Origin of the sequence: Hafnia sp. CBA7124 (assembly GCF_002355555.1) — a bacterium.
Taxonomy (GTDB): Bacteria; Pseudomonadota; Gammaproteobacteria; order Enterobacterales; family Enterobacteriaceae; genus Hafnia; species Hafnia alvei.
In genome coordinates, this window is the sequence record NZ_AP017469.1 from 1,338,120 (window position 1) to 1,353,828 (window position 15,709).

The 15,709-nt window shown below is 35.4% G+C and carries 13 protein-coding genes; 10 read left to right on the forward strand and 3 right to left on the reverse strand.

Annotated elements, in window-relative coordinates:
• Positions 1-61: 61 nt before the first annotated feature.
• From CPY98_RS06245 to CPY98_RS06255, 3 genes are all read right to left on the reverse strand, one after another.
• The gene (locus CPY98_RS06245; RefSeq protein WP_157743839.1) at positions 62-685 is read right to left on the reverse strand and encodes a helix-turn-helix transcriptional regulator; all 624 of its coding nucleotides are present in this window, start codon (positions 683-685) and stop codon (positions 62-64) included.
• Positions 686-814: 129 nt separating this feature from the next.
• On the reverse strand, positions 815-1,291 hold the full coding sequence (locus CPY98_RS20830) for a hypothetical protein (protein WP_147602427.1): 477 nt from the start codon (positions 1,289-1,291) through the stop codon (positions 815-817).
• Positions 1,288-2,007: a winged helix-turn-helix domain-containing protein gene (locus CPY98_RS06255; RefSeq protein WP_231899439.1), complete on the reverse strand. Its 720-nt coding sequence runs from the start codon at positions 2,005-2,007 to the stop codon at positions 1,288-1,290. Before CPY98_RS06255 ends, CPY98_RS20830 begins: the two co-directional genes overlap by 4 nt.
• A gap of 356 nt (positions 2,008-2,363) precedes the next feature.
• On the opposite strand from CPY98_RS06255, the gene CPY98_RS06260 reads away from it, so the two are divergent.
• The 10 genes from CPY98_RS06260 (at position 2,364) to CPY98_RS06305 (ending at position 15,623) form a co-directional block, all read left to right on the forward strand.
• Positions 2,364-3,032, forward strand: coding sequence for a hypothetical protein (locus CPY98_RS06260; protein WP_096386807.1), 669 nt, complete (start codon positions 2,364-2,366; stop codon positions 3,030-3,032).
• Between the two features lie 276 nt (positions 3,033-3,308).
• The gene (locus CPY98_RS06265; RefSeq protein WP_096386810.1) at positions 3,309-4,025 is read left to right on the forward strand and encodes a hypothetical protein; all 717 of its coding nucleotides are present in this window, start codon (positions 3,309-3,311) and stop codon (positions 4,023-4,025) included.
• A 97-nt stretch (positions 4,026-4,122) separates the two neighbouring features.
• Complete coding sequence (locus CPY98_RS06270; RefSeq protein WP_096386813.1) at positions 4,123-4,845, forward strand: hypothetical protein; 723 nt, start codon at positions 4,123-4,125, stop codon at positions 4,843-4,845.
• A 78-nt stretch (positions 4,846-4,923) separates the two neighbouring features.
• The gene (locus CPY98_RS06275) at positions 4,924-5,709 is read left to right on the forward strand and encodes a molecular chaperone (protein ID WP_096386816.1); all 786 of its coding nucleotides are present in this window, start codon (positions 4,924-4,926) and stop codon (positions 5,707-5,709) included.
• A gap of 32 nt (positions 5,710-5,741) precedes the next feature.
• Positions 5,742-6,413 carry a hypothetical protein gene (locus tag CPY98_RS06280; RefSeq protein ID WP_096386819.1) on the forward strand — a complete coding sequence of 224 codons (672 nt, stop codon included), beginning with the start codon at positions 5,742-5,744 and terminating at the stop codon, positions 6,411-6,413.
• A complete protein-coding gene (locus tag CPY98_RS06285; RefSeq protein WP_096386821.1) occupies positions 6,413-7,153 on the forward strand; it encodes a molecular chaperone in 741 nt (246 codons plus the stop codon). Before CPY98_RS06280 ends, CPY98_RS06285 begins: the two co-directional genes overlap by 1 nt.
• A gap of 86 nt (positions 7,154-7,239) precedes the next feature.
• Positions 7,240-9,855 (forward strand): fimbria/pilus outer membrane usher protein, encoded by a 2,616-nt coding sequence (locus tag CPY98_RS06290; RefSeq protein WP_096386824.1) that lies wholly within the window; start codon positions 7,240-7,242, stop codon positions 9,853-9,855.
• Entirely contained in the window at positions 9,845-11,170 is a 1,326-nt protein-coding gene (locus CPY98_RS06295) for a fimbrial protein (RefSeq protein ID WP_096386827.1), read from the forward strand. Before CPY98_RS06290 ends, CPY98_RS06295 begins: the two co-directional genes overlap by 11 nt.
• A gap of 56 nt (positions 11,171-11,226) precedes the next feature.
• Complete coding sequence (locus CPY98_RS06300) at positions 11,227-14,949, forward strand: autotransporter outer membrane beta-barrel domain-containing protein (RefSeq protein WP_096386830.1); 3,723 nt, start codon at positions 11,227-11,229, stop codon at positions 14,947-14,949.
• Positions 14,943-15,623, forward strand: a complete 681-nt coding sequence (locus CPY98_RS06305; RefSeq protein ID WP_096386833.1) for a hypothetical protein — start codon at positions 14,943-14,945, stop codon at positions 15,621-15,623. Before CPY98_RS06300 ends, CPY98_RS06305 begins: the two co-directional genes overlap by 7 nt.
• Positions 15,624-15,709 lie beyond the last annotated feature (86 nt).

The window sequence follows — 15,709 nt, forward strand, 5'->3', positions numbered from 1 at the left end:
GTGAGTAATCTCAGACTCCTTAATTTATGAAAAATAACCGCTAGCACCTTAGTAAAAAAAGTTATCTAATTTGTGATATAAGGTATGGGGTATTTCGCTTATGTCTTAATAATTCATATAAAGCATGATTACTTTTAACTCCCAACTTGCGCATTGCATTCTTTTTCTGTCCATGAATGGTTTTTGCACTTTTATTTAAAATATATGAAATCTCTGTAATTGTGTTTTCTTTCTGAATTAAATTGAGTACTTGATACTCACTATAAGTTAAACGAACATTGGAACAAGCTATGCAAGAAGATAAACAATATTTATCATCAATATCTGATGATCTGGATAAAGAATTTAAAATACCATCTTTTATTTTTAAAATTACAGAGTTTACTGAGTCATCTCTGTATATTATGTTAAGTTTTTCGCAGCAAGTTTTTGATTTCAGAACCGAACTGTCATTGTTATCAATAATAAAAAAATAAATAAATTTAGACTCAGTTGTTATGAGTGACAACAAACTTTTACATGTATCACTCTTAGCAGTAGAAATAAACTTTAAATTTATAGTTTTATCACCCAGTTGTATGTTGCTTTCTAATTGAAAATTGTTAGAAAGAATAGAAAATAATCCATTAAGATAAAATCTATTATCATCGTTAGTACTGATGTTAAAGTTGTAGTAATTTTTCACTTTAAGCCCTTGTGGAGTTTGAATGAGAAAATTCTACATTCGATATTTAAAATGTGTTGAATGAATAAAGTTTAATAAGGCCAATTTTTTCTTATTAAGTGAAAATGCAATCTTATTCAATTGATTTCATTAAAGTTTATTGCAGTAAAATTGAGGGATAATACTTGTTGATATGACATATCCAGAACTAAACTCTCGATCTATCTTTAAAGAAACCCAACCGTCTTTCCTAATTAAAAATCCATATAGATATTTGAAGGCAATGTCACTAGGCAAGTTATCACCGTCACGTATAATAAGTTTAGTAGTCCTTATGTGCAAAAAATCATTTTTTAGTAAGTATTCAACATCTGCCTCTCTATTGATGATGAATTGTTTACCACCCGAGTTAACTTTTGCATTATAAGTGATAACCCCCTTGTCACCGGACAGCATAAATAATAAACTCCCAGATGAAGTGTCGACAATATTTTCATATATAAATTGATACTGAATAATCGATGTACAACGAATTTCACTCCCGACCTGATAGTAGCGGAAACGAAAAGAAAAAAATGAAGCACAGATAATTAAAAAAATACAAGAAATTAATATAATTTTATTCACGGGTTAATTTCCATATTAATTATATATATAGAACGACAAAACTCTTTCTTTTCTTTAGTTTCTGAACAAATCAGCAATGATTTTCTCGCTAAAGTATTTAAATCATCGTAGTAAACTCGCTCATTTTCATTGCAAGAAATTCCTATACTCTTTATTTCATTCTCTATTTTTTCTCTTGATAAATAGGGCGCATCATTTTTTAAATAAAATAAACACCCCATGAGTTTGCCGCTCATTTTGTAATCGCTTAAAGCATCAAAAAGATACTCATTCTTACTTATAAGATGATATAATCCGGCACTAATGAAAAAAATACTTACCGCAATGAGAAAAGTCCATAGCGGAGCTTTTACTGACTTAATGCTAGGCCTTTGTTTATGAATGTCTACGACGGTATTCTTCTCAATTTTATTTTCTATAACAGGAGTATCTATAACAGGATTATCTAGATATGAAGAAATGGTTACATCACTAGAAATAGATATACCTTTTCTTGGGATCGTTACTAAGACCTCCTTTGAAACTCCTAGTTGCCTAAGTGCCTTTCTAATTAATGAGATGTTTTGATAAAATGTATTGGTGTTAATTGGAATGTTGAATTTAGTCCATACTTCGTAAAATAGCTCTTCTCTAGTCGTTATCTCATAGCCATGGCAAATAATAATAGACAGGCAATTGTTTGCAGGGGACGTAAGTAAAACTTTATTTTCAGGCATATCTAACCTGAAAAGCTCGGATCTGTAACTATTATAAATAATTTGATTGTCGATTAAAATACTATTGCTCACACGATTTATCTCAGATGAATGTATAAAATATTTAATTCAGATATTAACCGTATTGAATTTCTATAGTCAATAGAATAAATAATGTTTAGTTTTGCCGTTAGCCTTAATAATAACTCTAGGTAGTCTTATTAATATTTTTGTTCCTTATTAAGATTGTAATTAATCCCATTTTTATGAGGTTTATCGGATTTACAAGTCATCTACTACTAAATTTTTTTTTGGTATGCAATCATTGAATTAAATATTAAAACTAGTTGATTTCTAGTTTGACTATAGGAGAAGTTATGAAGAGGTTGACGCTACTGCTATTTTCATTAGCACTAATACCATTAGCAGGTATGTCGAATGATGGGGTTTTGATCGCTATCAATGGTTCAATAGTGGTTGAGAATAAAAAAACTTGCGTATTAGATGCTCCTGCCGGAGTTACGCAGGTATTATTTACGTACAGAAAAGATAAAATTCCGAATTACTATTATATTTGGAACAATGTCGTTGACTATGATGGCACAAAAAATGGTATAGCTAGTCAGTATTTTAAGCATGTCGACTACAGAGTGACATGTAGCTTTAAACCAGGCAGCGATAGCTCAATTCGAGTGAGCTATTCACTAAATGGTGATGCTAAAGTAGCAAACAGCGGGAGCCGTACGCTGTGGTATTACTTAGAATCGTCTCAGAGTGAGAATGCTGGGTTTATAGTACGAAGAAAAAATGATAATGATTGGTTAAACTTTAGAGGAGTATCTAATCAATCTGAAGTTTACAATATAATAGCGAGTGAGTTTACAAAACTGACTAATGGAAATTATGAAGCGACGATGTCTTATGCAATTGCATTCACAGGTGCAGATCTTAATTCACAAAATTATTCAGATGAGCTAATCAAAGGTAGTTTGGTTGGTGTGGGGGCTTACTCTCGCAACATTACGCTCAACGTTGAGTATGATTAATATATCCTCCATTGGCATTAAAAACCTAAAACAATCATAAATAAGACGTGATTTTATTTTTTATATTATCTTAATACAAAAATATCAGTAGATTTAATTTTATGTAAGTTGAATGTAATGAGTATATCCTGCAATCTTAGTAAAAGACAGCAGGATACCAAGAGCTGATAATTGAGTTGTATTGAGAGGGGGTTCGTAATGGTCAGCTATATGGTGGATTTTAAATTCACATTACATACTTTATCTCTAATTATAAAAAATGATAAATAAAGAAAAATGAAATATATATTTTTAGCTATTTTATCATTTAGCAATTTTTTGCACGCAGGGTCATCTTCAGGCTATGTTATTTTTAATGGCGAAGTTGCCGAGGCAATGCAACCGACTTGCGATTACTCAGCATTGAATTTAAATGTATCAATTCCTATTGCAAAAGTGAAAAGCATCCCAACAACACTGGAATTAGATAATGCGCTAAAGGGGCTAATTACATCTGGAGAAATCGTTCCAAATGGAGATGCTTCTGTTAAAAATGCATATCAAGCATTAGGCACTGGTTTTGGAAGTGTAAATATGGATGTTACCTGTAAAGGATTGACTCAATATTTTACTGTTAGCACTCAATCCATAGTCAATGACAGTACGTGTTCATCGGTTGGATGTAAATATCTAAGTGTACGGAGTTCTGATACTGATATAGGTAAGAATTTTGCACTTTCTATGTTTATCTCCGCTTCAATATATGGAACTGGAGGTATCAGTACAGGATGGGTCAATCCATCTATAAAAGGTGGGTTTAGTAGCATCCTGAGTGAGGATGGTGGCTTTCCTCTCTTTTATAGAGAAGGAGTGGAAGCCAAAAAGAAGAACATTGAGTTTAGTTTTGTATTAGTAAAAAAAGAAGGAGATGGACCCACTGAATGGGAAAAATCAAAAGATACAGGTGAATATTCCTACAATAGCTCGATTGTAATGCAATTTATTTATCAATAGTTCTGCATATCATCATTATGGTTTATTAAGTTGATAATCCATAATGATGAAAGTAAAAAATACTAGTAAATTCAATTAAATATAAAGTGAAGGGAACATGAATAAATTAACTTTAGCAATCTTACTAGCTACTGTAGGAATCAGCAGTGCGCAAGCCGCAACTACAGTTGAATTAGCAAAAGGACGACTCATTTTTACGGGGGCATTAAATCAGTCTGGCTGCACTGTAACTAATGCTGTAGATGGTGGGGGGGATATCAACATTCCTATGCCAGGTTCACTGGGTGTCACTAAAGTTAAAGCCTTGACCGCGGCTACATCAGCAGGATGGAGTTCACTGGATGAAGATGTGAAATATAGCAAAGCGAAATTACCATTTGCGTTGAATATTGAGTGTCCAACCGATGATATTTACGCATATGTAGATGGAATTACGGGAGTTAAGGATGATGCTAAAGCTAACTTCTCCACTAAGGCAAAGTTGTACTTCTATGGCCAAGATAATGGGGCATCAGGATTTATTCCGACTACAGATTCAGGGAGTGTTGTGGGGCTCTTGGCGGCAGATAAAAATTCATCTAACCGTAGCGTTGGTATAGCTGTGAAGCAAATTGACTCTAAGAAAGGGGACAAGGTTATCGATCTCGACCCAGCTAACTCAGCTGATGGTGTAGCTATTGATGTTAATTGGGTTGCGGGGACTAAGAGCATTACTGCACAGCCAACATTTGACTTCGCATATGTGCCAGCTAGCAGCAAGGCTAGTGTTGGTGGTGGTGTAACAACTGCGACAATGCCATTCAAATTTGAATATAGATAAATAAGATATTATAAAAATATTAGTTATTAAATAAAAGGGAGAACTCCTCTCCCTTTTTCTGATATTAAAGAATTGAATATGAAAAAATATATATTAACTTCGATATTATTATATCTTTATTGTATTTCTTGGTCAGCGTTTTCTGCAGTAATTCTTCAGAAAACGAGAGTTATTATAGAACCAGATTGCAAAGAGGCTGAGTTAGTTCTTGACGCACAGAAAAATGTATCTTCATTAGTGCAGTCATGGGTGACAGGGCCAGACGAGTCAGTTGCTTCGCACTTTACGATAACCCCTGCGATGAGTCTGTTAAAGGCAGGACAAAGCCAATCCCTGAGATTAATCTATCAGGGGGAAGGCGCTCCTAAGGATAGAGAAAGCTTATTATATGTTAATATTCAAGATTCAGTTGCTGTCTCTGATGATATGCAAGGAAAAAATGCTATAAACTCGTCTTTCTTACAAGTGATCAAAGGATTCTATCGACCAAAGTCTTTACCACTAGAAGGGGCTGCTGCTGCTCCACTTGCACTAAAGTGGGAAGTAAAGCGTCAAGGTACGAATAAATTCATGCTTAAGTTAACAAACCCTACACCATACCATGTGGTATTTTCAGGTATATCGTTAGTGGGTGGCAAAAAAAAATTGGATGAAAAACCACACAGTTTTGTTGATACAAAATTTGATTATATAAAACCATATTCAATATCTGAAATAAAACTATCAGGAGTGTATGAAATAAACAAAGCTGAGAAGGTTGTCTATATTATAGTGAATGACTATGGAATGGCAGAAGCTTATATAGCAGAAATAAAAGAAGGAAAATCAACGAAAGTAAAGCGCATAATTCGTGATAAAAAATGAATATGTTGCGTAGTTTTACATTGATAGTTTGTATGTCAATATTGAAACTGAGTTCAGTTTTTGCAGAACAGGTAATAGGAACGCAAACGCTCAAAATTTCAGCTGAGCTTGTAACTCCAAATTGCAGTTTAGAATTTCCATTAGGCTATACCACCGATTTCGGCAGCCTCAATATAGGAGAAATTAGCGCTGCCCCATCTGAGATAGATAGTAGTGTGCTGCGTTATATTAGGCAAAAATCTGCTTTTGGTAGTATTGCTGATGAATATAAGAATGCTACATCTCCAATTAGATTAATAATATCTTGCTTAAGTAATAGTAGTTTTGCTATGGGGGACTACTCAAAATATTATATATCTTTCGGTGATTTATCTCAGGTGTTACCTGGGAATATTCCTGGTGCGGCATCTGGAGGTTATGTTTATAAATTAAACTCTGGTGGAGATAATACAATAAAGAGTTTGGGTATTGTTCTTTTTGTTAAGGATTTACTTTCTTCTACTCACGGAGGGGTAAATGGTCTGGTAAAACCTGGAAGTAAATATAACTTTATAGAAAACTATAGTTTTGAGAAAAATAGCTCAGGTACTGCATATGAAGCTATGTTTGATATTTCCCCAGGATTATTTTGGGCTAATATAAACCATGTCTCTGATGGGGGCATTTTCTCTACTGAAATGGTTGTAACTCTAGGATTTGATTGATGAAAAAAAATACACTTAAAATTATTATACTGGCAATTACGATGGCAACTATGCCTGTACATGCTGGTTTTTCATTATCTACGACAAGAGTCGTTTTTCCATCAAATGAACATGAATATGATCTTACCGTTACGGCTGGAGATGATGATGTCGTTTTTCAAAGTTGGCTTGAAAAAGATGGGGACTCATCAGTAGACACTCCATTTTCGGTAATACCGTCATTGGGACGTATACATTCTTCACAAGCACAGATAATTAAAATTGTATATCAAGGTATTTCTATGCCTAAAGATCGTGAGTCTCTATTTTGGCTAAATGTACAAGAAATACCACGGATTTCGGCATCTATGGCTGAGGGGAAATCTTCTGGACTATCTTTTACTATCAGGCAAAGAATAAAAATGTTCTTTCGCCCTGATAGTGTAAAAACAGATCCAATTACTATGACTGAAAGGTTAGATATAGTTTTGGGTAAAGATGGAAAGGTGCTAAAAATATTTAATTCTAGTAATAATTTTATTACATTGATTGGGTTTAATCGTCATAAAGATGTTAATGATAAAGAAGTCATTTTAGATTCGATTATGATTCCTCCACTATCAGAAATAGAATCATCATTTTCTTCACCAGTACCAAGTGATTCAATAGTATATTTTTCATCTATTGGTGATTCTGGTTTTAGCAAGAACTTTAGTGCTGTCCTAACAGTGGGTAAAAAATCAAATCCAAAAAAGGTTTAGATTCTAAATTGTAACTTTTGCATATAATTACTTTATCTGAATATTTTCAGATATATTTTTGAAATTTTTTCAAGTGAATTTTAAGTATGAAACTCAATGTTATTACTTTGAGCCTTGTTTTTTTATTTCCTGCTGGATATGCAAAAGGTAAGACTTATGAAGAAAAGTCCCTGCAGGTGAATAATCATGAGGGGAGCCAACAGACTGATGAAAACTCTAATGCTCAAAAAAATATGCAAAATGAAAAACTTGTTTTCAATACAAGTTTTATTCGAGGAGACAACGCTGCGGTAGATATCGATACTTTGTTAAATAGTGGCGTTTTACCAGGGGACTATGACGTCTCTATATATTTAAACAGTAATTTAAAAACAAGGAAAAACATAAAATTTGTAAAGAATATCAGAACTAATCAGGTGGAAGCATGCTTGACACCTAATCTACTAAATAAAATAGGCATTGATGTTCATAGCTTATTAAAAAGTAATGATGCAATTAAAGATGAAAAATGCGTTGACCTGAAAAATATAATTTCAGATGCATATCAGAGTTATGATGCTGGCCGCTTTAGGTTATCGATTAGTATACCTCAAGTCTACTTAAAACAAGACTCACTTACAGTGGTAGATACGTCATTATGGGATTATGGTATTGCGGCCGCATTCACTAACTATAATTTGAATGTTGCTACAAGTAGATCTGGCCATGGTCAAGGTACCGCAAACAGTCTCTCATCTACATTGAATAGTGGAGTTAATATGTTTGGGTGGCGTTATCGTAATTCATCCTCAGTCTTGAGTAATAAACAAGAAAAATTTAATTTTTCAAGTTTTACTAATTTCGTAGAACATGATTTAGAATTTTTAAAGGCACAACTACGTATTGGTGACGTATTTGCTGTTTCAAGGCTTCTTGATGGCTTTGGAATTAGAGGAATTCAGTTGAGCGATGACCTTGCAATGCAAGCTAATGGTGACTCAACATTAAAACCTATAATTAGAGGTGTTGCTGAAACAAACGCAACTGTTGAAATCCGTCAAATGAATTTCTTGTTGTATACAGAAAAAGTTCCACCAGGTCCTTTTATGCTTACTGATATTAACCCTGCAGGTACATCAGGAGACCTTGAAGTTAAAATAATAGAAGCTGATGGGCGCGAAAAAGTAACAATTCAGCCATGGGGAAGCAATGCATACATGGTGAGGAAGAATTTTTTTACATATGATCTCTCTGCAGGGAAATATAATCAATATAGTGATTCCAACAAGTCTTTAAATGTTATAAATTTAGATTATACATATGGTCTGGCAGAAAATTTAAGTATCTTAGGCGGGGCGCAAGTAACTAAAGGTTATTATGGATTAGGCTTTGGATTAGGAACTAATACTCCTTTTGGACCCGTTGCCTTAGATATTGAACAGTCATCAAGCAAAATTAAAAATAATAATGAGCATGGAACAAGCATCAGATTTAGTTATAACAAATTGTTTGATGATTCAGGTACTAGTTTGGGATTTATCTCACAACGATTTTCAACCGAGGGATTTAGAACACTGAGTTCACATGCTCAATATATAGAAGCTGATAGTGATTCGCTCGTAGATATTACTCCAAAGCTTTCTACATCTATTAGTCTAAATCAAAATTTAAATAATTTTGGTGGTGGTTCTATCTATTTATCTCTATCTGATAATCGATATTGGAATAACAAAGGTCGCTCTAGCAGTATATCATCTGGCTATAATAATAACTGGGGGAATTTAAGTTATAGCATTTCACTTACTCATTCAAGCAATTTGGCTATGCGTGGTGTTAAGAGTCAGGATGATACCTCAATTGGCTTAAATATAAGTATGCCACTGGGATCCTCTTATCATCCTATTACGTTAAGCTCATCGGTGAATCATACAAGTGATGGCAAATACTCACAAACTGCTTCAGCTAATCAAAGCCTTATGTTGCTTGGCCAGCAGGCCTCGTATTCATTATATTCATCTGGGACTCAAGGTGATTTTAATTCTATTGGTGCAAATTTAAATTCACAGACACCTTTTGTAAGTTATAGCATGTCGGCTTCTAAAGGAGAAGATTACACTAACGCCGGTGGTAGTTTCACTGGGGGAATCATCACTCATTCTGGTGGGGTGAATTTTACACCGGGGTTAAACGAGACGGTTATTATTGCAGACGTTGCGGGTATAGAAGGTGTTGAAGTTAATTATTCTTCAAGAACAGGAACAAATGGATATGCTGTAATTCCTAGCGCATCTCCTTATACAGTCAATCAAGTTCTTATAGGGAAAAATGTCCCAGGGAATATTGAGCTAAATGAAACAACGCAAACATTGGTTCCGCGTCGTGGAGCTATTGTAGAAGCTCATTTCTTAGCAAAAAAAGGAAGACGTGTAGAGTTCTTATTTGTTAAAGATGATTCTGAAAATGTACCATTCGGTGCGACTGTCAACGATGAGGATGGCGAGTTTCTGGGTATAACAGATCCAAAGGGAAAATCATTGGTATTGTTACCAAGTAATATCGGTAGACTTAAGGTCCATTGGGATAAAGAAACGTGCTATGCAGAGTATAATCTCGGCCCTGAAGATAAGACATTATATTTTGAAAAGGTAAAATCGCGCTGCCATTCACAAGGCTCAGAGTCAATGCTAAATGCTAACTCACAAGGAATATTAAATGGGCTATAGAGCTATATTTAACAGTAGTTTGTTGCTGTCAATGATCTTATTATTATTTTCAAAATGCTTGTGGGCTGTTGTCTCACCGGCATGTATACAGACATCGTATACTCCGACATCATGGCATTTTAAAGGCGGAGATTTTACCGCGTGGTTAGCAACTAACCCAGCAGCAACAGACTATTTTGTTGTTGCTGATAGAAGTATTACGTCGAGTGATATGTCAGATATGCCATTAGTCTGTGATGTGACTTACGCAAATGGCACAGGAGGTACAACTCATGTAATCAGAGCTATAAACACTTATATTAGACCACAAATGAGTTTTTATCCTGGTAATTCCAGTTATTATCAAATGGATGGTTTTTCCGGTATTGGTTTTCAAATAGTTCTTAATTGGAACAACTCGGCTATTTTCATGTATAAATCATCTGGTGGAGGTATGAAAAAAAATAATAAAATCTCTATTTATCCTAGTGAGGCAAATAAAGCATTACTTAACTTTCCAGCATGTACTACTGAAGGTACTGGTTATGGCGCTTCTATGTGTACATGGGGAGGTGCATATGGGGGTATGAGCGCAGGTAACTATATACCTCAATATCTGAATAAAAACTGGGTTTATGAGCTGAGGGCATATAAGCTTAGCCCAAGCGTTACTCTAGGCACTTTTACATCAGATAAATTACCGAAGGTCAATGTAGATGCCAATTTCCAGTATTGGGGAGTTGGAAGTTGGGCATCAAGCTCGCCAAAAATGTATTGCCTTGGCTGTTCTGCTGCAGAGGGAGTTCCTCCGACAGTGACAGTACCAGCTAACTGCACCATCATTACTGAAAATCCAAAACTAGTCACTTTGCAGCCGTTTCCAATTAGATGGACTGACTTTACTCAATCCCAGTCTGCAGGGACTTTGATAAAAGCTAATGAACAATGGACTCCTTTTACTCTAGAACTCTCCTGCGACAAATCTGTAAAAGCGACGCTGTATGCCAGTGATGCAACTATTTCAAGAGCACCTGCTGCTGATGCTTGGGGAAAGCTAATTAATTCTGCTGATGCTGGTTCTAATGTCGGCGTTCAAATCTACTATAAGACCGAAGCTGATAAAACTTGTACTAATTCGTCTTCGGGAGTAATTAATGGATTACCTCTTGAATTAAACAGAACTAATACTAAACGTATCAGCGTGGCGGGTGCTAATAGTTCAATTAGACCCTTTCAGTCTTTTTGCGCAAGATATTACACGACAGCTACAAGTAACGATAACCTGTCAATCGGAACAGTGACGGCTACAATGGCATACACCTTCGAGTATGAATGATTTCACGCACATTTGTATTAAACTATTAGCCATTTATTCTTGATAAGGATTTACCGATGATTATTAATGAAAGATATTTTATTTCAACCATTTTGATTTTTTTATCTGTCCCTCATGCTTTTGCATCAGTTCCGTATCTGTACGATGATGGTGGTATATACCATATTGAAACTGATAACTATCCTGCAATGGATGAGCAAGCAGACAATGGAGTTGGGTATCCATTTCCTTATGTCATGGGTATCAGCAATGGTTCTTTCGTTAATTTTATCGGTAGTGATTTTTTAATTACTACTTCTGGACAGCTTAATTCAGCAATTTTTCTTGGCGGCAAGGGTAACTCTTCATTATTAAGTATAAAAGGGCTGCAAGATAAGCCAGCGCATATAAAATCAGATGGATCTGCTATTGTTATATCCAATAGTTCTTATGGACAGAATAATAAACTAATTCTTGATAACGTAAATATCTCCCAAGGCACTGTGTATTCTAACAGTGATGCTGCAATATCCACCTATGATGGGGGAGGGAATTCAGGAATACAGTTTATAGATATAAAAAATAGTATAATAAATTTTAGTCGTGGAATTGTTGCAACAAATTCAATAGTTGATTTATTTAATGTTGTGATAAATGCCTCTTCAGGTATAGGTGTCATTATCAACCAAAGTGAAGCTAAGCTAAAAGCAGATAAAGTAAATATAACCTCTATGCTTAGTGCTATCGTAGGCACGGCTACTGGCGTAGGTGATAATGCAACGTTTGGTCGAATTGATATTAGTAACAGCAAACTGGTTACGTTAGGTAATAATGCCCCAGGGATCTCTTTAAGTGCTTATACCTATCCCGGAAATCCACCAGCATCAGGTCCATGGATTAGAGATAGATTTACTTTGATGGATGTTAATATTCAGACGAAAGGTGCAGGCTCGTATGGAATTAATATGAGCAACATGAATGGAGCAGCCAAAAATGCAAGCATAAATACTGCAGGGCGATCCTCATTTGGTGTATTTATAAATAATAATGCCAAATTAGAAATGGATTCTCCTATTATTACTACTGATGGTGATAATTCCTATGGTATATACAGTTTTTTAACGCCTAAAGGTGATTCTAAAAACCTATACGGTGATGTCGCTGTAGCCGCAAGCAATGCGAAAATTTTCACTCATGGGTTTTCTTCCTATGGGGTTGTTATCAATGGTTATAATATTAATAATGGCGCAAATGTAGCAAATGTTGCATTGGATAGTTCAAGTATTTCAACTTCTGGTGATTTGTCTCATATTGTCTATTCACTTAATGGAGGTGTTTTTGATGGGAGCAATTTGACCCTCTCAACGCAAGGTAACGGCTCGTACGTGGCATATGCATACGGCATAGCTCCGACTGGGTCCACTCAAATTAATTTATCAGACTCCAAGATCGAAACGAAAGGTATTAATTCCTCTTTGCTGCTTGTTAATCAAGGTGGAAATTTAGTTGCTGAAAGCATTGATGGTAAAACTTATGGTAATGAAGCTTATGGGCTTTATAGTAATTCAGAACGGTCGGTCATACACATAAAAAATTCGGTTCTTAGTACGTTTGGTGAGAAATCAGGAGTTTTTTTGGGAATGAATGGCGGTTCACTATATGCATCTGGTCTTATTGCGAATAGTAATGGTGATCAGGCCGCTGGTCTAATTTTTTCTGGTTCAAGCAATATTACTACCAACGATGAAACAAAAAAATATAGCGATTACACAAATTATGCAAGAGTAAGAGATTCGACGTTCAATCTAAAACAAGGTTCTGGTATCAATATTTATGGTGGGGACCACACTGATATTGAATTAAATAAAAGTCATTTTTTTTCTGGTACAAACCTTCCTGATTCAGAACGTTATTCTGTGATTATATCTGCGTTGCCCATCAGCCTTAATGGAAATCTGAATTACAATCAGGCTCAAGATGTAAAGTTAAATATTAAAAATTCATCCTCGCTCAATGGCAGTATTCTCGTTAAAGATGAAAGTTACGTGGAGAACATTACCCTCGACCATTCTCAGTTAATTGGGGATGTATTTTTATATGATGCCAGTCAACTTAATGAATTTACACTAAAAAACAACAGTGACTGGACCGGAAGTGCGAAAACGGAACAAAGTGAACATAGTATCTCGCGTCTTACGATAGATGATAGTAGCTCTTGGCTAATTTCGGGAGGAGATTCAAAAGTTAATGAACTAGTTAACTTAGGTGAAATAAAATTTTCGAAACCAACCGATACTCTTTCAAACCAAAACTTGACTGTTGATGGTAACTACACTGGCGGTGGAGTTTTGGTGATGAATGGTTTTCTGCGCTCTGATAATTCGGATTCAATAGTCGATTCATTCAAGATACGTGGTGATGTATTGGGAGAACCTACGCGAGTTAAATTTCTAGCGGCTGATGATTTGGGCATGGCTACTAAAGGGGATGGGATTAAAATTATTCAAGCTATGCAGGCTTCTAATCCAACTAATTTTATACAAGATGGAAAAATTAGTGCTGGTGCTTATGATTACACTTTGGTAGCTCATGATCAAAGCGGTGATTTTAAGGGGAGTTGGTACCTTACTTCACAGAAAAACCCAGTAGTCATCCCCCCAGATCCTGATAAACCAACGAATCCTATTGGACCGAGCAAACCATTAGATCCATCTAAACCGGTTTTACCTCCTCCTCCAGTGAAACCTTTGGATCCAAAGGAGCCTGAGATTCCTATTTTACCTAAGCCCCCAGTCGCTCAAAACTTCAGACCATTGGTAGTTGCAGCTAGTATTGTTCCATCACTGGCAAACAGCGTTGCTTTAACATCTTTAGGCAACTATCAGGATCGTGTTGCTGGCACAGATAAAAGTAAGATTGCCAACGGTGCATGGGGGCGTATTTATAATAGCGAGATGGATGTAAGACACCATTACGGAAATGATATGTCGAGTAGATCATTAAACTTTGCTAAAAATGGAGCAAACTATTCTCGCTATGTGGCAGGTCTACAAATAGGACAAGAATTAGGCCAATTGCATAGTCAAGATGGCTCCCATCATTTTGGGGTATCTTTCGGAGAAAACCGAACTAAAGCAAACGTTGATGGTATATATAACGGCGATAGCCAAGCCGGAAAAGTTAGGGTGAATAATACCTCATTTGGCGGGTACTGGACGTATTTACTTAACAATGGGCTATATATTGACACACAGCTCCAAGCCGATTTTCTTAGCAATATTGACATATCAACGTCTGAGGGACAACACCTGCATACGCACGGTTGGGCGAGTGATATTTCGCTTGAAGCGGGGTATAAATTATTTTTGAATAAAAATTTTTTTATAGAATCGCAATTGCAAACCATATTTCAGCATGCTGATATTAATAGCACCTCGAGTAAAAACTCTAATCTAAGAGTTGATTATGAAGTTACTAATGTTATCTATAACCGTTTCGGTATTAGAGCAGGTATTTATATTGATAATGACTCAGATACAGTTGTTTACTCTAGGTTTAACTACTGGAATACAGAAAATAATCATACAAGTACATACTATTCTAATTATAAAGGGAAAAAACAGTCTCGAGTGAAACTACATTCCGAGTTAGGAGGCGATTGGTATCAGACTGGAATTGGAGTTAGCCACATGTTTGATAAAAATTCCGCCTTATATGCTTCATTTGACTACGAACAACGCTTAAAATCAAACTCAGGACATGGGGTTTCAGGTATTGCTGGAGTAAAAATAGAATGGTAATTTTATATAAAAATAACCTTGCTTTATTTCTCAGCATTATCCTATCTGTATTTTTTTATTCAGTTAGTGCAGATGTTAGTGCAATACCGCAAGATATGCAGTTACGTGCATTAGTAGAAGAATCATCTATAGCTTGTAAGGTTGGATTTGATGGTGATAAAGGTGATTATGTGAATTTTGGTAAAATCACTCCGTCACAGATAAATGATGCTCCAACTGGGGGGGCATTGTCTATTAATGACGTTTTTATTACTTCAAATTTTAATAATATTTATGATTCAAAGGATCCCCTTGCTGTATTAACGGTATCATGCAGTGGGGAGCAGGATATAAATCCTGAAGCAGTAAAAATACAGTATGGAACCAGTGGGCAAAAGGCAATCCTTTCATCACAAGTTAATGGTTATCAGTTAGATTCTGGGCCTAACCAGCCTTTTCTTGCTTTTGCTTTATACGCACGAGATAAGAACTCAACCTCGCAGGGAAAATTAGACCAGTACATTTTACCAGGTCAATTTTCATCTTTAGAAACTGATAGTTTTATTACAAATGGCGATGTGAGTAGTGCATCAATTCTGCTTTATCCTGCATTATATTGGCGTGATAACACAGGAAAAAATACCGCACCAGGAATAATAACAACATCAATTGACTTTGTTGTGACTATCGCTTAGTTAGCTATTTTGGCAGCTCTAATCAAGAGCTGCATATTTTCTAATGAAAACATTTACTCATTCACTAATCATCGAAAATAGTTATA